This is a genomic window from Aphanothece sacrum FPU1 (assembly GCF_003864295.1).
Classification (GTDB): Bacteria; Cyanobacteriota; Cyanobacteriia; order Cyanobacteriales; family Microcystaceae; genus Aphanothece_B; species Aphanothece_B sacrum.
On record NZ_BDQK01000006.1, the window covers coordinates 1 to 19,885 of the forward strand.

Consider the following 19,885-nt stretch of genomic DNA (forward strand, 5'->3'; position numbering starts at 1 on the left):
TGTAATGGTGTTAAAAATTCGCCCTGCTTTTTCTAAAGCTGGCCAACCTCCTGTTACCCAACGAGCTAAACTATAAGGAAGTGCTTCTAAAGTAGTTTCGACTCCATATTCACTCAACATCCGAAACTGTACAACTTCAAATTGTAATTGTCCTACTGCGGCTAATATGGGGTCACGTTTAAAGTCATCAGTAGAATACATAATTTGAATAGCCCCTTCTTCTCTTAATTCTTGAATTCCTTTTTGAAATTGTTTGAATTTGGAAGGATTAGGATTTTTCAAATAGGAAAATATTTCAGGAGAAAAACAGGGAATGCCTTCATATTCTAATTTTTTCCCGTTATAAATTGTATCCCCAATAGCAAAGACTCCAGGATTATTTAATCCAATAACATCTCCTCCATAAGCTTCTTCAATGGATGCACGATCTTGGGCAAATAATTTCTGAGGACGGGATAAACGGACGATTTTGCCTGTTCTTGCATGGTTAACCGTCATGTCTTTTTCAAATTTACCAGTACACACCCGCACAAAAGCCACGCGATCGCGGTGTTTAGGGTCCATATTAGCTTGTAATTTGAAGACAAATCCTGTAAAATCAGGATAAGTAGGGTCAATAACTCCGGCAGAAGAATTACGTCCTTCGGGTTTTAAAGCGTAGTCTAGAAACGCTTCTAAAAATAAATGCACCCCGAAATTGGTCATAGCAGATCCAAAAAAAATGGGGGTTAATTTTCCTGCGTGAACTTCTTCTAAGTCGAGATCTCCCCCTAATTCTTCGAGAATTTCTAGGTCTTCTTTAAATTGATAATAAAGCTCTTTATCAAGAAATTCCTCAATTTTGGGGTCGCCTAGCTTTATCGTCTGTTCCTGTGCCTGCTGACTACCGTGAGCGCGACGTTCAAACAGGTGTATAGATTGTTGACGACGACTATAAACACCTTTAAAGCGATCGCCCATTCCTATGGGCCAGTTTACCGCATAAGTTTTGAGGCCTAATTCTTTTTCAATTTCATCTAATAATTCGAGGGGTTCTCGACCCGGACGATCCATTTTATTAATGAAAGTAAAGATAGGAAGTCCGCGCATTCTACAGACTTCAAAAAGCTTTCTTGTTTGAGGTTCTAAACCTTTTGCTGCATCGATCAACATGACTGCATTATCAGCAGCAGCGAGGGTACGATAGGTGTCTTCACTAAAGTCTTGGTGTCCGGGTGTATCTAACAGGTTAATTTGAAAATTTCGATATTCAAATTGGAGGACGGTGGAGGTAATAGAAATTCCTCGTTGTTTTTCCATTTCCATCCAGTCGGAGGTAGCTTTGCGCTGATCTCGTCTTGCTTTGACTGCCCCTGCTTGGTGAATGGCTCCTCCATAGAGTAACAGTTTTTCGGTGAGGGTGGTTTTTCCTGCGTCGGGATGGGAAATAATCGCAAAGTTACGTCTTCTTTGCACTGCTTCTTGAATTTCTCTTTCTATTTCGTTGGACATACTTGGGAGGAATAAGGGATTTCCTTTGTATAGTTTATCATAAAAATAGTCGAAATGCCATAATCAAGTAAATTTGGGGAAAATTAGCAAAAAAAATCATGAGTTAAGTTTTATTAAGGAGAATAAACTATCAAAACATTAAATCTATTAAACAATATAAAATAACTTAGGTATGACCCTATATAAAATATTCTCGTGTTACAACTTCTCTACACCTTCATACAAATAATACAACCCATCTTAGTCCCCATTTGCTTTACTGTTGCTTGGACATTCGTGTTAATGCTAGGATGGACAATGTTTAGTGCGATCCGAGATACAACAAAAAAAGCCCAGACAATGCACCAAATTCCTTGTAGTAACTGTCAGTATTTTACTAATGATTATCGCTTAAAATGTACCGTAAATCCTCACTATGCTAATACAGAAGGGGCAATTAATTGTAAAGATTATCATTCAATCTCTTATTATTAATGAAAATAGGAATTATTGGATTAGGATTAATTGGGGGGTCGCTTGGTCTAGATTTACGCGATCGCGGCTATAATGTGTTAGGAGTATCTCGTAAAGAAAATACTTGTCAAAGAGCATTAGAAAAAGGAGTCGTTGATCAAGCGAGTGTTAATTTAAACTTATTGGAAAGTGCAGAAATCATCTTTATTTGTACCCCAATAAGCTTAATTATTCCTACATTAGAACAATTAATTCCCCATTTAAACCCAGAAACAATTATTACAGACGTGGGGTCAGTGAAAACTCCAATTGTTGACAAATGTTCCAAATTATGGAATAAATTTATTGGGGGACATCCCATGGCAGGGACAGCCGAACAAGGTATAGAAGCCGCCCAAAAAGACTTATTTAAAAATGCTCCTTATGTAATTACACCCACCGAAAATAGTCCATCAGATGGGGTTAAACTATTAGAAAATATTGCTTTATCTTTAGGGTCAATTGTTTATCAATGTACCCCAGAAAATCATGATCAAGCCGTTGCTTGGATTTCTCATTTACCTGTAATGATTAGTGCTAATTTGATTAATAGTTGTTTAGGAGAAAAAGACCCAATTATTTTAAAATTAGCTCAACAATTAGCCAGTTCAGGATTTAAAGATACCAGTCGAGTAGGAGGAGGAAACCCCGAATTAGGATTAATGATGGCTCAATATAATCAAGAAGCTTTACTAAAATCTTTAAGAAAGTATAGAGATAATTTAGATCAAATTATTGGAGATATTGAATCAGAAAATTGGGAAAATTTAGATAAATTATTAGAAATTACTAACCAGAAAAGAGAGTCATTTTTAACTTCAAGGCAACGAAAATAAGTTAACCCAGTTACTTGATAGAACAGTTTTTGCTTAAATTCTTTCAACAATTGACAGTGAACAATGGACAATTACCTCTACCTAAAAAGTAAAGAGAGAAATAAGGGAAATTTTTTTTGATTTCTCCCCTTAAAAGAGGAGGCACTTCGGCGGCATTTCCTTTATGTCGGGGAACCCGCCCACTTCGACTGCCTTGTCTTGGTGGTTCCCCCAAGGAGAAAGTGCCGTGGAGGTTTTAAAGCAAATTAACCAATTGTCAATTATTAATTGTCTATTGATAATTACACCATTATATCATCAAGAGAACAATGATTATGAGACATTTAACAGAAGCGAGAAAACAAGAAATTATTGCCGAAGTTTTAGCAGCAAGGTCTAATCGTGAACAATTTTTATTGTCGATGAAAGAACGGCAAAAGGAGGGGTTAAAAGTAGCAAAAAAATGCGCTAACTTCTTAAAAGAAAAGTACGGGGTAAGGAAGGTGGTTTTATTTGGTTCTTTATTGAATCATGAAAAAATGACGACCCATTCAGATATTGATCTGGCTGTTTGGGATTTACCTGAAACTGATTATTTTAAGGCGCTAGCAGATTTAGATTATGGACATCAATTTGAGGTGGATTTGGTAGAAATCCAAAATGCACGTCCTTATATTTTAGAAGCAATTCATCAAGGAGTTGAATTATGAGTATTTTGTGATTATTTAAGTGACGGAGATAATTAAACTATTATGTTGTATAGAGGATTCTAAATTTTCCCCGAAACATTATGTTTGCTCTGGTATCACCTGAGAAAATTCAGTTACCAATAGGGGCCGTTGTGCGGTTGCCTGGGACTTGGCAGGATTATCAGATGTTACGTAAAAAGCGAGGAGATGGCTCAATTCCCCGAATCAAGTATCATTCTGGAGAAGTTTTGTTAATGTCTCCTCTACCTAAACATGGACGGGATGCTAGTTTAATTGCTGATATTATCAAAGTTCTCTTGGATTATGCGGGACTCGAATACGACTCTTTTACCCCAGTGACGATGGAATTACCCCAGGAAAGCGGCATTGAACCTGATTATTGCTTTTATATTGACCATTGGCAAGCGATTTCTGGCAAGGAACGCATCAACTGGCAGACTGAACCACCCCCTGATCTGGTTTTAGAAATTGATGTTACCAGTTATTCAGATGTTAATGATTACCTAGCATATCGAGTGCCTGAAGTTTGGCTATTGCGTAAAAATCAGTTATTGGTTTACCAGTTGCAAGGGACAGAGTATGTGATTCAAACACAAAGCCGTTATTTTCCCTATATTAAGCTTCTAGATGTAGTTTCCCGTTGTCGTCAAGTTGCTTATGAACGTAATACAAGTGCAGCTATTCGGGAACTTAAACGGCTATTAGAGGAAAGTTTGAAAAGAACCCTGTAAAGTAGATAAAAGTAATTTCTGCCCAGATTATGGGTAATATAACAACTTGGATGGATACATTAACTTCAACCTTGTCTCTACTTAATTTCTATACACCCTTTCCTTTGTTAGCTACAGAAGGGGAAACAGCCGATAGTTCTTTTATCTTAGTTAGTGTACTATTAAGCTTGGTAGTGATTTACTTTGCCAGTAAACTAGGAGGAGAAATCTGCTTGCGGATTAATCTTCCTCCCGTGTTAGGAGAATTACTTGGAGGGGTAATCATCGGGGTATCTGCATTGGGGTTATTAGTCTTCCCTGAAAGTGGGGCCACAGCTAGTGACTCCCTATTGATGAAATTTTTAGAAGTCACCTCAAATATTAACCCAGAAAGTCTACAATCCGTATTTTCTGCCCAAGGAGAAGTCATTTCTGTCCTGTCAGAATTAGGTGTCATTATTCTACTATTTGAAATCGGATTAGAATCTGATCTCAAAGAATTAATTAAAGTGGGGCCCCAAGCTGCGATCGTTGCGGTGGTGGGAGTCGTTGTACCCTTTGCTTTGGGAACCGTCGGATTATTGTATTTGTTCCATCTATCGGTTATTCCCTCTGTCTTTGCTGGGGCCGCTTTAACCGCTACTAGCATCGGTATTACGGCCAAAGTTCTCTCAGAAATTGGTCGTTTGACTTCCTCAGAAGGTCAAATTATCATTGGGGCTGCAGTACTAGATGATATTTTAGGTATCATTGTCTTAGCTGTTGTGTCCAGTTTAGCTAAAACTGGGGAAATTCAGGTAATTAATATCGTTTACCTGATAATCAGTGCGGCCACATTTCTCATTGGTGCGATTTTAATTGGACGATTATTAAGTCCTTTTTATGTCAAATTAGTTGATTCTATGAAGACTAGAGGGCAGCTTTTGCTTGTTTCTGTGATCTTTGCTTTTGTCTTGTCTTATATTGCCCAAATCATCCAATTAGAAGCCATTCTAGGTTCATTTGCTGCTGGATTAGTTTTAGCTGAAACAGAAAAACGCAAAGAACTCGAAGAACAAATCCTTCCTATTGCTGATCTTTTCGTTCCCATTTTCTTTGTGTCTGTTGGGGCAAAAACAGATTTAAGTGTGTTAAATCCGGCTATTCCTAGTAACCGAGAAGGATTAATTATTGCTGCGTTTTTAATCGTTGTGGCTATTTTTGGCAAAGTTGTTACCGGATTTACCCTTTTTGGGAACCCCAACTTAAATAAACTTGCGATCGGTGTGGGAATGATTCCGCGAGGAGAAGTAGGATTAGTCTTTGCGGGTGTGGGTTCTGCAAGTGGGGCCCTTTCTCCTGCGACGGATGCGGCTATTATCATGATGGTAATTTTGACTACTTTTGTCGCTCCTCCGTTGTTACGGATAGTGTTTAAAGAACCTGTTTCAACTCCTCAAGAAGCAAAATCTTGAATTTAGGGGTTAGGGGTTAGGGTTTAGGGTTTAGGGGTTAGGGATTGGGGACTAGGGACTAGGAACAACAAAATTCTCCTCACTCCATCACCCCATCACCCCATCACCCCATCACCCCATCACTCCCCACTGAAACTTAGACAGACATTTATGCGTCTGGATGGGTTGATCAGTCAGACGGTTGCAACTAACCTTGAATTTTTGTAACTTGTGTCAAAGAGGTCTTATTGTCAACAGGAGCAACCATCGTGAGATTTCGCTGGCTACTACTGAGTATCTTAAGCAGCCTATTATTAGCCCTGCCGGCCCAAGCAGGTAAACTGTTATTTTGGCGTTTTGAATCCAACCAAAATCGCCTAATTTTCACTACAGACTCACGAGTTCAACCCAGGGCCCAATTAATCCCTAATCCTACTCGTATTGTCTTAGATTTGCCAGGAATTGTACTAGGAAGACCCGGTGTAGTTCAGTCCATTGGAGGAGCGATTAAAAGTATTAGGGTAGGACAGTTTAACTCTCAGATGACCCGTTTAGTCATTGAAATGGCCCCCGGATACACGGTTGATCCCACTCAAGTGAGAGTCAGAGGTATTTCTGCGACTCAATGGGCTGTAGAACTGCCTACTCCCCAAAGAATTGACCGATCTACCCCTTCCCCTAACCCTCTACCATCTCCTAATAATCCTGAACCCTTACGTCCCCTAAATCCTAATACACCCTCTCAACAATCGAATGACTTTCAAGTGACCCGTAATGGATTATTTGTCCGTCTCGATCGCAATGGTAGAGACAATCAAATTCGCTCTAGAAGGAGCGACAATAAGCAAAGTATTGAATTCACCCTACCAGGGGCTTCTCTGCCGCAAACGCTAATAAATCAAACTAGATCAGTTAATGATTATGGGGTAAGTGACATCAGCTTTGAGCAAACTAATAATTCACCTCCAGAAGTCCGTATTACCTTAAAGGTGTCAGCCGATAGTCCCGACTGGCAAGCTTATTATTCTCGTGTAGGGGGTTTAGTGTTACTGCCCAAAGGGGGATTATCTCAGGTACAAGGTCTTAGACCTCCCCAACCGTCTCCAGATGTCAATCCTCGTTCTAATAATGGGCCACAAAACCAAAATCCGACCATTTTGGGCATTCAATTAATTAACAATAATACTCAGTTGATTATTCAGGCGGATAGGTCAATACGCGGGACAGGCAATCTTAATCGGCGTACTGGAGTTTACGAAATTCGTATTCCTAATGCTCAACTGGCTGAATCAATACAAGGCCCCGAATTAGGGAATAATAGCCCGATTTATCAGTTAAAAGTGCGTCAAGCGGATGCTAATACGGTGATGATTTTAGTCCAACCGTCTCTAGGCATCCGTTTTGGGGGGTTGACTCAACCTAATCAACAAACTATAGCGCTAGATATTCGCTCTCTACAAGCTTCTTTCCCCCCTGGAAACCCTACTAATATCCCCATTCCTCCTCCTTCTAATCCGTCTTTTCCTCCTTTTGAACCTGATCCGTCTAATCCCTCTTCTGGTAATCCTAGAGGAAGGATTTTAGTGGTGATTGATCCGGGTCATGGGGGTAAAGATCCAGGGGCGGTTGGATTAGAAGGATTACAGGAAAAAGATGTTATTTTGCCGATTTCTCTGGATGTAGCTCAATTGTTAAGGCAAGGGGGCGTAGATGTTATGATGACTCGTAATTCGGATTATTTTGTCAGTCTTCAGGGACGGACGAATATAGCTAATCAAGCTAGGGCTAATATTTTTGTTAGTATCCATGCTAATGCGGTTGGTGGGGGGCGATCAGAGGTTAATGGTTTGGAAGTGTATTATTCGGGTAATAGAGAGTTAGCCGATGCTATTCACCGCAGTATTATTCGTAGTATTAATATGCGCGATCGCGGTGTTAGACAAGCCCGATTTTATGTATTAAGAAATGCAAGAATGCCGTCTTCTTTAGTGGAAGTTGGTTTTGTGACCGGATCGGAAGATAATCCTCGTTTACAAGATCCGGCTTATCGTCGTCAAATGGCTGCCGCGATCGCTCAAGGAATTTTCGATTATATTCGACAAAAAAGATTTTAACTTTTATTACTGAAATAAATCTAAGGGAAAATGTCCATAAGTTCCTGTTAATTTATCGTCTTCAGATTGACAAGAAATCAAAACCCCTCGATAACTTCCGCTATAAGAATCTGTATAATAAGACATTTTATGGGTACTAAATTTAATATAAATAGGACTATCATTTATATCTGATAGGTTAGGGTTAATTTGAGGAATATAACCTAATGCTTTGAGATAACTTTCTAACGCTTCAAATCCTTGTTGATAATTATTGGCACAAACTCCAAAATTTTCTGATGCTGAAAGACTGACAAGTAATTTAATTGCCTGTCTTAACTGTTCTTTGTCTGTTTCTGATTCAATTATTTTAATGTCAATACAGCTATATTCTTTGAGAATTTTTAACGCTTCATCTATGGTTAGAGTTGTCATAATAATTTCTATTTAGGTAAGTAATTGTCTCCAACTGATCTATCAGTTGGCGTAATTGGGGAGAATTGATTTTGCCAGGATCGAGAAAGGTGACGAGAACTTGGGAGCGATCGCTAATATCTTGTGGTAGCTCGGTGAACAGGATTTGCCCATCCTGATAAATGCCTTCGATGGTTTTTAGCATAAGTTGCCGTTTGGTTGGTTTCCCCTTCAATTCTATCAGCTAACTTCAAAGGCCCGGATCTGTGGTGATAAGTAAAGCTTATAGTTCGTAGGGTGGGTTAGACGCGGCTATGATTTTGATGAAAAACTAATAAGTTTTAAGGCGCGTCGTAACCCACCATATAAAGTATTGTAGCTGATTATACATTTTATACCAAGATGTTGGGAGAGCCAATCTTTAGCGTTTAAAAGTTTATAATCAACTAAATAACCTAAATCTTCCAAAGCATAAATAATTGTTTCTAGTGTTTTGCCTTGTTGATGATGAATTAAATGCTTAACATTTTCTAGAATAACAACAGGTGGTCTTATTCCCAAAAAAATTAAAGGCGGAATGTGAAATAAATAACGAGATTGAGTCCCTCCCATTTTTTCGTTTTTTTTAACGAAGAGCGAGCTAGGCAATCACAACGATGTCAGCATTAGTAATGCCTAACCCCGTATTTAAAGTAGCGATCTCGATAGAGCTTTGTGAACCTGTTCCATCGGAATCAAACAGAAGAAAACCATTTTGGGAATTATAGATAAAACGATGATTAGGAGTTGTCGCTGCTGTCCCTCGGATAAACGCAGTGGGGGAAAGTGTACCAATCGTTAGAGTTTCACTAAAGCCAGCACGAGACACTTGGATTGTGTCATCCGCAACGGAAAAATCCGTAATCCGAGCCTTGCCATCAGTAAGGGAATTAAAGACAAAGAGATCGCTACCAAGTCCCCCAGAAAGGGTGTCATTGCCTTCTCCTCCATAGATTATGTCATTATTATTGCCTCCATAGATTAAATCATCGCCTTTTCCACCGTCAAGAGTTTTATCACCATAGAATCCCCCATAAAGCTTATCATTGCCTTCTCCTCCATAAAGGGTATCATTGCCTTCTATTCCATAAAGGGTATCATTGCCTTCTTCTCCATAAAGGGTATCATTGCCTTCTCCTCCATAAAGGGTATCATTGCCTTTTCCTCCATAAAGGGTATTATTACCTTCTATTCCATAAAGGGTATCATTGCCTTCTTCTCCATAAAGGGTATCATTGCCTTCTCCTCCATAAAGAGCATCATTGCCACCTTTACCATATAAAATGTTATTTCCGTCTTTGCCAAAGAGAGAGTCATCGTCGTCTCCCCCAATAATAACAGTGACTTTGGGATCGTCATTTGTAATGGTGACGATGGCGGTTTTCTGTGTGCCTAATGTTACCCCTCCCGTTGGGTTAGATAGAGTTAAATTAAGGGTTTCGTCGGGTTCATAAACCGTGTCATTATTGATGGGAATAGTAACAGTTTTGCTCGTTTCTTTGTCGGCGAAGTTGACAGTAATAGGAGTATTAGTGTAGTCCGTTGATGAGAGTGCTGTCCCATCTGTTGGAGTCACTTTTACACTGACAGCACCATCACTTCCTCCTGTACGGTTAAGAGTGATAACTGTAACCGGTGTACCGTTTTCATTGAGAGTATAGTTAGCCGCACTAAAAGTAATGACACCGGGTTTAGCATCATTATCTTTAATGGTAACAACGGCGGTTTTTTGTGTGCCTAATGTTGCCCCACCTGTTGGGTTAGATAGAGTTAAATTCAGGGTTTCATCGGGTTCATAAACCGTGTCATTGTTGAGGGGGATAGTAACCGTTTTGCTCGTTTCTTTGTGAGCGAAGTTGACAGTAATAGGAGTATTAGTGTAGTCCGTTGGGGAAGTGGCTGTACCGTTAGTAGGAGTCACTTTTACACTGACAGTACCATCACTACCTCCTGTACGGGTAAGGGTTATAGCAGTGACCGGTATGCCATTTTCATTAATAGTATAGTTAGCCGCACTAAAAGTAATGACACCGGGTTTAGCATCATTATCTTTAATGGTAACAACGGCGGTTTTTTGTGTGCCTAACGTTACCCCACCTGTTGGGTTAGATAGAGTTAAATTCAGGGTTTCATCGGGTTCATAAACCGTGTCATTGTTGAGGGGGATAGTAACAGTTTTACTGGTTTCTTTGTCGGCAAAGTTGACAGTAATAGGAGTATTATTGTAGTCTGCGGATGAGATGGCTGTTCCATTAGTAGGAGTCACTTTAACACTAACAGCACCATCACTACCTCCTGTACGGGTAAGGGTTATAGCAGTGACGGGTGTACCGTTTTCATTGATGGCATAGTTAGCCGTACTAAAAGCGATCGCACCCGGATTTAAAACTTCAACGGTTACTGTAGCTTTTTTGCTATCAGTTCCATTACTCAGGGTATAAGTGAAGGTATCTGTGCCACTAAATCCTGTTAGGGGAGTGTATATTAATGTATCGTCATTGGGATTATTAGCAGTGCCGTTATTATTTTTGCTAATTGTCCCACCTTTATTAGATTTGCTATCAAAAGTTTTGATAATTATGCTTTCTTCATCAATATCACTATCATTTTCTAGGACTGAGATAGTGACAGATTGGTTTTTGATTGTTGTTGCTGTATCATTGTTAGCAGTGGGAGGAGTATTTTTAATTAAGCCAAAAGTTTTCAAAAGAACGTTCTTTGAAAAATCATTAATTCGTTCAATAAATCCTGTACCGGCTTCTGTTGTTCCAAAGAAATCAAGAATTGTCAAGTCTTCATTGGCGTTAAATATCTTATTTTGATTGAGGTCAATTATGAGCGATAAACCCTCTTTTTTCAGGTTAGATGGAATTAAGTTAAGGTTAGCAATGGTTAATAAGTCTGTGCCGCCACTATCAGAAATTTGGCTTCCACCAGTGGTTTTTGCATTTATTAAATAAATGTCATTTCCTAACCCTCCTTGTAAGGTATTAGCGCCACTATCATCAATTAAGCTATCGTCTCCCGCATCTCCAAACAAGGAATCATTACCAAGACCACCGATAATAAAATCATCGCCTTCCCCCCCATAAATCTTATCGTTGCCTTGTTCACCTTCTAATAAATCATTTCCTGAACCTCCTTTAATGGTGTCATTCCCACCACCACCAGCAATTACAACAGGAGTTGTTCCCGTAGTGCTTAGATTGTCATTGCCATCATTACTCTTGACGATTTCGACTTGTAGTTGGTTCAAATTAAGCTTAATATTGCTTTTGCTTTCTAGAATTAGGGTATCTGTGCCTGAACCGCCTTTAATGTTGCTAAGAATATCGCTGCTGTCTATGGTTAAAACATCATCTCCTTTACCTGCGTTGATAGCATCAATTCCCAAGCCTCCAGTTAGGATATCATCTCCATCAGAACCAGTTAAGGTATCATTCCCCTCGCCACCACTGAGGACAGCACTTTTTGTACTCTTGGGAAGTATACTTAAGGTGTCATTGGCGTTGCCTCCTGTTACAGAATAGGTAACGGAGGGATCTATGGTTAAATTTAAGGGTTTATTGGAATCATCTGCAAAGATAATATCGGGTTTGTTTTCGTAGTTGAATTTTGTAGTCCCGTCTCCTGGTTGTTCGATGACAATACCATTGGGGTTATAGGCAAATTGAACATCGTGGAGTTTGGCAGTAGAACGAATGGGAAAACCTAAACGGGTAAAGGAAGCTGAGGCAGTAATTTGATTACCGGCGATGGTGTCATTATTTGTTTGAGGAAGAGTAGAAATGGAATTGATTCCGAAACGGTATAAGGCAGCAAGTTCACCGAGTTCGACCTGTGCATTGAGATTGCTATCTACCCAGATACGCAGTTCATAAAATAGAGGATCTTTGGCATCAATAATGTTATCGTGATTGCTGTCGAGGGTGGCAAGTTGGGTAACATTATTTTGAGAAGAAAGAGAGAAAAATTCGTTAAGGGTGGTTATATAACCGTCTTGGTTAACATCGCGTACTAGGAAACCATCGCTAGGTGCTACCCATCCCATTTGTTCAAAATAACCGTCTTTGTCGATGTCAAATTGGGTAAGAGAGTCGCTTGCACTGATGAGGCGAAGTCCATCTCCAGTTAAGTCGAAAACGGCTAATTTATAGGGACTGAGGGTATATTGACTGGGTAATTGAGTTGTATCGGGACTGTATTCGCTTTGTCCAATAAGGGGGACTAATTTAATGGAATTGTCAGCAGAGAGGTTGACAGAGTATTCGCTACCATCAGTAAAACGGAAGGTTTCAATTTGACTTTCAGGAGTAAATTGATTTTGTATGGTCAGGGTTTGGTTATTAAGGGTGATAATTAAGTTGTTATCTTGGCGCTTGAAGGTTAACTTGTCTGGGGTAATGTTTTGTCCGAATTGAAGGATATCAATGCCGCCATCACGAGTTATTCCTTGATAATTGTTTATATCGAGGATGGTTTTGTTTCCGTCTCCAAGGTTATAGGTGTAAGTATTGTTATAATTTGGGTCATTTATTTGCTCACTACCATCTTTAGATAGCCAAACATTGGTGTAATCATTATTAACAAAATGAATTAAATCTGTCTTACCATCTCCATTAAAATCTCCAGTCTTGAAGTTGTAATTATTGCTAGAGACTCCATATCCTGTATTGGGAAAAGGAGATTTAATCTCGAAGGTTCCATCTCCATTAGATAGCCAAACATTGGTGTAATCATTATTAACAAAATGAATTAAATCTGTCTTACCATCTCCATTAAAATCTCCAGTCTTGAAGTTGTAATTATTGCTAGAGACTCCATATCCTGTATTGGGAAAAGGAGATTTAATCTCGAAGGTTCCATCTCCATTAGATAGCCAAACATGGATGTAATTATTATTAACAAAATGAATTAAATCCGTTTTTCCATCCCCATTAAAATCTCCGGTCTGATAATTGTAGTTATTGCTAGAGACTCCATATCCTGTATTGGGAAAAGGAGATTTAATCTCGAAGGTTCCATCTCCATTAGATAGCCAAACATGGATGTAATTATTATTAACAAAATGAATTAAATCCGTTTTCCCATCCCCATTAAAATCTCCAGTCTTGAAGTTATAGTTATTGGCATCGAGTCTATATCCAGTATTGGGAAAAGGAGATTTAATATTGAAAGTTCCATCCCCATTAGATAGCCAAACATGGATGTAATTATTATTAACAAAATGAATTAAATCCGTTTTCCCATCCCCATTAAAATCTCCAGTCTTGAAGTTATAGTTATTGGCATCGAGTCTATATCCAGTATTGGGAAAAGGAGATTTAATATTGAAAGTTCCATCCCCATTAGATAGCCAAACATGGATGTAATTATTATTAACAAAATGAATTAAATCGGTTTTACCATCTCCATTGAAATCCCCTGAATGATAGTTATAGTTATTGGCATTGACTCCATATCCGGTATTGGGGAAAGGAGATTTAATATTGAAAGTTCCATCCCCATTAGATAGCCAAACATGAGCGTAATCATTATTAACAAAATGAATTAAATCGGTTTTACCATCTCCATTGAAATCCCCTGAATGATAGTTATAGTTATTGGCATTGACTCCATATCCGGTATTGGGGAAAGGAGATTTAATCTCGAACATTTCTTGTTTTTGAAAAGTATCCGAAAGTTGAGGTGTATCTAACTTTAATTGTGCGGCTCTTACTTGTGTTTCTAGCCAATTAGCGACTTGTTGTGCTTCTAAGGTGATTGAACCATCTTGATGAACGACAGGTTTAAAAAGACTGCCATCAGCAAATCTAATGGTTTGATTTTGTTTGACAAGTTGATTATTAATAATAAAATCATCATCAAAAAACTGATCGTCTTTATCTTCAGGTAATTGTGGTACTTTATCGGGATGTTGTCGCAAGTCTAAAATACTTTTATCTGCCAATTGAATTGCGTTATCATCTAAATATTTAATGGTAGCTAGATAAAGCACTGGATTGTCTTTATAAACACCATATTCTCTAGCAACTTCTAAATCTTTTCCTAACACTTCAACCCTTGTCGCATCAGTAGTTAATAAAGCACGTTTTAAATAGAGGTCGCCTCCTTCAATTTGGAAAGTTTTAACTTGACGTAATATGCCAAAATTAAGCGCACCTTCAGCCGTTTTTGTTTTTTCAGGATCTCTTCTTTCTCCTTCTAAATGAAAATGATATTTTTTATAATGACCATATCCACCACCTTTGGCATAAATTAACTCTCCTCCAATCTCTAATATAAGACTATTAAGAGCAGTTTGTGCTGTTTCGGACATCTGTTTGGCTAAATTATAAAAATCTTGAGGGAGTTTATTATCAAGAGGAGAAACTTTAAATAAACCTGTTTGATAGTCAGGGTAAATGTAACCAATTGCTTGTGGAGGATCATCATCCCCGAATATTCCGCCGAGAATATTACCAATAAGTTTACCAATTCCTGCCCCAATTGCTGACCCAATAGGTCCTCCGATAGATCCAATTATTCCGCCAACTGTTGCGCCAATAGTCCCACCTATTGCAGCACCTTCAACGCTGTAATTTTCACTTAAAACATTCCATCTAATTAATCCATCATAGAGTTCAGTGGCGGCGTAAGATGCTATGATATTGTATCCAGCGTTTTGAAGTGTATTTCCAAATGTTTCAAGACTTAAATCAGCACCAACAATAGTGTCAGTTGGTTTTCCAAGAGCATCAATAGCAAATTTAGGTGGCGCACCAAATAACTTAGCGGCAACAATTGGACTATAAACCTCAGCAACAACATTTTGTATTAAATAAAGACTGGTAGTATTAACAACTGCGCTAACTGCTTGCTGAACAAGTGGCTCTTCTATACCAAATCTCTTAATAATATTCTCTGCTAATCTTGAAGTTTCGAGGGAAATTCCATTACCAATAAAACTTGCAGGCAGTCGTGTATATAATGCAGATAAAGATAGAGATTCGGGACGATAAAGTTCATAGTCAATAGCATCTCCTACCCAACCGCCAACTGTCTCGCCTAACGACTTTGCTATAAGCTGACTGGCAAACTTATCATCAGCATAATATGAAGCAATTTGTGAACCCAGAGAAGCACCAAGAAAACCCTCATCCGTTACAGTTCGATAGGCAGATAATGACTCGTTATGAACCCGATAATCTCCTGCTACATAAGTATGTAATCCTTCAACAGTGATGTTGTAAACAGTATGCTTTCCAGGGACAGATTTAACACCAGGATGGGGAATGAGTTTGCCAGTAACTCCTACTAAATACCCGTTTACATCTACTTCACTAATTGACTGAAAACTGCCATCGAGTAATAAAAATTGATGTCCTGGTGTTACTTTAATATTGCCTAGTTGAATGACTTCTTGATTGGGTTTTATTGAAGTGGCAATTACTCTACAGGGTTGCAATTCTCCTAACCCTTCAAATGCCATGACTTGATCACCTATTTCAATTTTAGCGATGGGTTTGTAAGTGCCGTCTGACATTAAGATTGGGGTTTCGGCGGTGAAGCAGTATTTAGTTAAAATAGTTTTCTGATATACTAAATTATCCCACCATTCTTGCGGATTAATTGATTCTCCTGCGGAAATTCTTCGGCGATCTTTTATTTGATAGTGAACGTGGTGATCATCGGCTCCAGTTTTCCCCATCGTTCCAATGGGATCACCTGAATTTATCTTTTTACCTTCTTTAACATTTATAGTATGTAGATGTAGAATTTCATGCTCAATATTATTTTCATCCGTTATGCTTACAAAACCAGATTTGTCATTAGTAGATTTTACTGTTCCTGCTACGGGGGAATATACAGTTGGATGTTCTAAGTTGATTCCATTTTGTCCAACGTTTTGATAATTAAAGTCAATGCCACGATGCTTTGACCCATCACTACGAATACTACCGAAATGGCCCTTGGGTTTAGTTATGTTGGGTACATTCCCGTCTTTAGCGGGAAGAATTATATTCATAACATCGTTAAACGTTAAATTCTGATTCATCTTCTTTCCAATACTAAATTTTTGCAGTAAAAGTTACTATCTGTGTCTGGAATAATTAATCGTGAGCGATAAGCAACAAGTAAAACAGTTGCCTTCAAGATTTTTTAGGCGATCGCTTCCTTTCAAAACTTAACTCTTTAAGGACTGATTAAGACGTGAAAAAGATTGATTGTAAATGCGATCGCCTTCTCCTTATCTAGTTTTGCTGCAGACAATGGGGTTAACCATTTAGTTTAGGCTGGACTTAAGTTAAACTTAACAACTTAACAACTTAACAACTTAACAACTTAACAACTTAACAACTTAACAACTTAACAACTTAACAACTTAAGTCTATAATAGAAGTTATAGGTGTGTCAATCCCCTGTTACAAAACTTAACAAACTAAGTAAAAAGCATACTTTTGATCTATGTTTTTTAAGGAAAGAAGCAACTTAAGGCAATTTATTTTGCTTTGTTATAATTTGTTATAATGGGGTAAATTAACAAGTTAATCTGAAAAAATGGAAAATATTACCATTCAAGTCGATCCTGAAATTGCCCAAGCTTATCGGGATGCTGATCCCGAACAACAGCAAAAAATATCAATCTTTTTAAATGCAATGCTCAAAAAAGCAGTCAATAAAAAACCATTTCTAGAAATTATGCAGGAAGCAAGTAAGCCAGCAATTACTAATAGAATGACCCTAGAAATTATTGAGTCATTCTTTACCTCTGGACAAATTCCTATTCCTCCAGAGATTAAAGAAAAATTGGGACTATACCCAAGTATGGAAATGTACCTTGAAATTATAGGTAATCTTATTCAACTGCGTAAGGAATCTACTCCTAGTCGGGGAACTCAATTAATAGCTGCTATGCGAGGGAAAACTACCAGTAACCTAAGCACTGACACAATTATGCAAATGACTCGTGATAGCGAATGAGTAGCGTTTTAGTCGATAGCAATGTGATTCTCGACGTACTCACTGAAGATCCTCAATGGTTTGAGTGGTCTGCTCAAATGATAGCAACTTATGCCGACCAAGGAGAATTGGTTATAAATCCGATTATTTATGCTGAGGTTTCTATTGGATTTAATCAAATTGAAGAGCTAGAAACTTATCTTCCTTCTGACTTTTTTCGTCAAGATCCCTTGCCCTATGAAGCAGCTTTTCTTGCTGGAAAAAGTTTTCTAGAATACCGTCGTCGTGGTGGACAAAAACGCTCTCCTTTACCAGATTTCTATATTGGTGCCCATGCCATTGTTATAAAAATACCGTTGTTGACTAGAGATACCAATCGCTATCGTACCTATTTTCCAAAGCTCCAACTCATTACCCCCTAACATTAGTTTGTGATGTAGTATTATGTTGAATATTTAGGGTTGATAAATGCGAATACACTCGCTTTTCCAAAAACTTCCTTAAAATTTTATTACCGTTAATTTACAGTTAATTTAGAATAGGCAGAATATAAGGATGACAAAGTTAGATATAGAGCAAGTTAAATCTAATTTCTCACAACTGCTAGATTTAGCCATAGAAGGAGAAGAAATCATCATTACCCAAGATGATAAACCCGTTGCACAAATCTCACCTATTAAACGAGCCTTAAAACGGGGAAGTGCTAAAGGCAAAGTGTTGATGTCACCAGATTTTGATGAACCTCTCGAATATTTTCAAGAATACACAGAATGAACTTATTATTAGATACTCATATATTTCTTTGGTTTGTCAACGATAATCCTCAATTAAATGAACGATTAAAAGAGTTGATTGAAAACGAAAAAAATAGGATTTATTTAAGTGTTGCTAGTTTTTGGGAAATGTCAATTAAATATAACTTAGGAAAACTGAGATTGGAAAATTCTTATGAGGAATTTATCGAACCATAAATTGTAAAAACTCGTCTTAATTTACTCAAAATTGAAATAAATCATTTGAAAATTAATGCTAATTTACCTTTTCATCATAGAGATCCTTTTGATAGACTTATCATTGCTCAATCTATCGCTGAGGATATACCAGTCATCTCCGTTGATCCAGCTTTTACTCAATACTCCGTAACAATAATTAATTAATACATTTCACTTCCCACTTGTCCTAAAAGTCCTACCTAACTCACTTTTTTATGTTAAGCTTAACATACTCCGAAAAAGTTCAAATTTAAAAAATGGATTGTGAAGTCGCTATACAACACCTCAAAGAACGACTAAAACTCACTCTCAATGCGGCACAAGAAACCGTATTTCGCGGAGCTTGGGAAGGAAAAACCTACGAACAAATTTCTTCAGAAAGCCTAGATTTCCCTAATGTTAAGTATTTATCCAATGATATCGGGCCCAATCTCTGGCATATATTAAGTGAAAGGTTAGCAGAAAAGATCGGAAAAGGGAATTTTCGAGCCGTTCTGGAGTCACACTTCTCTAATGTAGATCAGGGTATCACCTTAGACACAGACAGTCAATTTCAGGAATCCCCATCTGGTTTAAAGATAGATTGGGGGGAAGCACCCAACGTCTCAATGATACGTTTTTATGAAGAGCGTGAGCAACAGATGACGGAACTTAAGACGTTGATACTTCAACATCAATTAGTGGCACAAATCGGGTTAAATGGCATTGGAAAAACGGCTGTAGCTGTCAAGTTAGTAGAACAGTTAATCGATGAGGGAAAATTTGAATTAATTATTTGGCGATCGCTCAGTTATAACCCTCCTCCAAACTTTGAAAAAACCTTAAGAGATTTGCTCAACTTCCTCCACCCAAACGAGAACTTCAAACTATTCGAGAATAATGGCCAAATAGATGTCAATCAAAACCTATCTTTATTAATTGACTGTTTGAGAAAAAAACGATGTTTATTGGTGTTAGATCATGTAGAATTTCTCATGAAAAAAGGAGAATATGCAGGAAACTATTTAGAAGGCTACCAACAATACGGAGAATTGTGGGAAAGAGTCGGGAAAGAGCGACATCAGAGTTGTTTATTGATTATCACCCAAGAAAAACCCATAGAAGTTAGTCAGTTAGAAGAAAGAGGGTTTTCTGTTGCGTCTTATATTCTTAAAGGATTAAAAGAAGACATTAAGAAAAACTTTGAACAAGGGGGACTCTCGAACCCTGAACGATGGGATGAACTAATCGATATTTTTAAAGGTCATCCTTTTGCGCTGCAAAATGTTGCCAATAAAATCAAGCAGATTTTTGGAGGAAATGTAGTGGAATATCTAAAAGAACATACAATTACTCGCAGAGATATCGATGAAATGTTAGCTCAAGAAATTACTTTTCTTTCACTCCTAGAAAGGAGAATCGTTTTTTTTCTTAGCACTTTTAGCAGCAAACAAGATATCTCATTCTCTGAACTAAAACAAAAACTCATCGAGTTAAACGATGAGAGTAACATCTTATCAGGTGCAGAGCTTCAGGATGCCCTTGAGTCGCTCTTACAGCGTTCACTCATCTTAGGAGAAAAAAAATATAGAATCGACCCCATCGTGCAGAAATACATCCTCAATAAACCCAAAAATCCTTTAAAACAAGCTAAAAAAAGAGAAAATTCTAGAGAAGTTGATGAGAAAGAGACAATACAAAATTTAAAAGAAACCATAAAAATTTTAGAAGATATTTTTCAAAAATCTTAAGCGATTGCGTTTCCCTTAAGGAG

16 protein-coding genes are annotated in these 19,885 nt (G+C 37.9%); 11 read left to right on the forward strand and 5 right to left on the reverse strand.

From position 1 onward, the window contains the following. The coding region (locus AsFPU1_RS07605; protein WP_125061072.1) for a peptide chain release factor 3 at positions 1–1,491 on the reverse strand (1,491 nt) is incomplete at its 3' end. Positions 1,492–1,686: 195 nt separating this feature from the next. On the opposite strand from AsFPU1_RS07605, the gene AsFPU1_RS07610 reads away from it, so the two are divergent. The 6 genes from AsFPU1_RS07610 to AsFPU1_RS07635 all read left to right on the forward strand — a co-directional run bounded on the left by AsFPU1_RS07610 (position 1,687) and on the right by AsFPU1_RS07635 (position 7,765). Next, the gene (locus AsFPU1_RS07610; RefSeq protein ID WP_124978259.1) at positions 1,687–1,965 is read left to right on the forward strand and encodes a hypothetical protein; all 279 of its coding nucleotides are present in this window, start codon (positions 1,687–1,689) and stop codon (positions 1,963–1,965) included. Then, positions 1,965–2,819, forward strand: a complete 855-nt coding sequence (locus AsFPU1_RS07615; RefSeq protein WP_124978261.1) for a prephenate/arogenate dehydrogenase — start codon at positions 1,965–1,967, stop codon at positions 2,817–2,819. Before AsFPU1_RS07610 ends, AsFPU1_RS07615 begins: the two co-directional genes overlap by 1 nt. A gap of 314 nt (positions 2,820–3,133) precedes the next feature. Then, positions 3,134–3,508 (forward strand): nucleotidyltransferase family protein, encoded by a 375-nt coding sequence (locus tag AsFPU1_RS07620; protein ID WP_124978263.1) that lies wholly within the window; start codon positions 3,134–3,136, stop codon positions 3,506–3,508. An 80-nt stretch (positions 3,509–3,588) separates the two neighbouring features. Continuing rightward, positions 3,589–4,239: a Uma2 family endonuclease gene (locus tag AsFPU1_RS07625; RefSeq protein WP_124978265.1), complete on the forward strand. Its 651-nt coding sequence runs from the start codon at positions 3,589–3,591 to the stop codon at positions 4,237–4,239. Positions 4,240–4,289: 50 nt separating this feature from the next. Then, complete coding sequence (locus AsFPU1_RS07630; protein WP_227873668.1) at positions 4,290–5,672, forward strand: cation:proton antiporter; 1,383 nt, start codon at positions 4,290–4,292, stop codon at positions 5,670–5,672. A gap of 248 nt (positions 5,673–5,920) precedes the next feature. After that, positions 5,921–7,765, forward strand: a complete 1,845-nt coding sequence (locus AsFPU1_RS07635; protein WP_124978267.1) for an N-acetylmuramoyl-L-alanine amidase — start codon at positions 5,921–5,923, stop codon at positions 7,763–7,765. Positions 7,766–7,771: 6 nt separating this feature from the next. Here AsFPU1_RS07635 and AsFPU1_RS07640 read toward each other — a convergent pair whose 3' ends face one another. From AsFPU1_RS07640 to AsFPU1_RS07655, 4 genes are all read right to left on the reverse strand, one after another. Continuing rightward, positions 7,772–8,179, reverse strand: a complete 408-nt coding sequence (locus AsFPU1_RS07640) for a DUF1824 family protein (RefSeq protein ID WP_124978269.1) — start codon at positions 8,177–8,179, stop codon at positions 7,772–7,774. After that, complete coding sequence (locus tag AsFPU1_RS07645) at positions 8,157–8,363, reverse strand: hypothetical protein (RefSeq protein WP_124978271.1); 207 nt, start codon at positions 8,361–8,363, stop codon at positions 8,157–8,159. Before AsFPU1_RS07645 ends, AsFPU1_RS07640 begins: the two co-directional genes overlap by 23 nt. A 107-nt stretch (positions 8,364–8,470) precedes the next feature. After that, entirely contained in the window at positions 8,471–8,770 is a 300-nt protein-coding gene (locus AsFPU1_RS23005; protein ID WP_227873666.1) for a DNA cytosine methyltransferase, read from the reverse strand. A gap of 28 nt (positions 8,771–8,798) precedes the next feature. After that, entirely contained in the window at positions 8,799–16,235 is a 7,437-nt protein-coding gene (locus AsFPU1_RS07655) for a Calx-beta domain-containing protein (RefSeq protein ID WP_125061073.1), read from the reverse strand. Positions 16,236–16,738: 503 nt separating this feature from the next. On the opposite strand from AsFPU1_RS07655, the gene AsFPU1_RS23010 reads away from it, so the two are divergent. The 5 genes from AsFPU1_RS23010 (at position 16,739) to AsFPU1_RS07680 (ending at position 19,862) form a co-directional block, all read left to right on the forward strand. Next, the gene (locus AsFPU1_RS23010; RefSeq protein WP_227873582.1) at positions 16,739–17,161 is read left to right on the forward strand and encodes a hypothetical protein; all 423 of its coding nucleotides are present in this window, start codon (positions 16,739–16,741) and stop codon (positions 17,159–17,161) included. After that, positions 17,158–17,562 carry a type II toxin-antitoxin system VapC family toxin gene (locus tag AsFPU1_RS07665; RefSeq protein WP_124976412.1) on the forward strand — a complete coding sequence of 135 codons (405 nt, stop codon included), beginning with the start codon at positions 17,158–17,160 and terminating at the stop codon, positions 17,560–17,562. Before AsFPU1_RS23010 ends, AsFPU1_RS07665 begins: the two co-directional genes overlap by 4 nt. Positions 17,563–17,695: 133 nt before the next feature. After that, positions 17,696–17,914, forward strand: a complete 219-nt coding sequence (locus AsFPU1_RS07670) for a type II toxin-antitoxin system Phd/YefM family antitoxin (protein WP_124976410.1) — start codon at positions 17,696–17,698, stop codon at positions 17,912–17,914. Then, a complete protein-coding gene (locus tag AsFPU1_RS23015) occupies positions 17,911–18,111 on the forward strand; it encodes a type II toxin-antitoxin system VapC family toxin (RefSeq protein ID WP_227873581.1) in 201 nt (66 codons plus the stop codon). Before AsFPU1_RS07670 ends, AsFPU1_RS23015 begins: the two co-directional genes overlap by 4 nt. A 278-nt stretch (positions 18,112–18,389) precedes the next feature. Next, positions 18,390–19,862: a helix-turn-helix domain-containing protein gene (locus AsFPU1_RS07680; RefSeq protein WP_124976408.1), complete on the forward strand. Its 1,473-nt coding sequence runs from the start codon at positions 18,390–18,392 to the stop codon at positions 19,860–19,862. Positions 19,863–19,885: the final 23 nt, after the last annotated feature.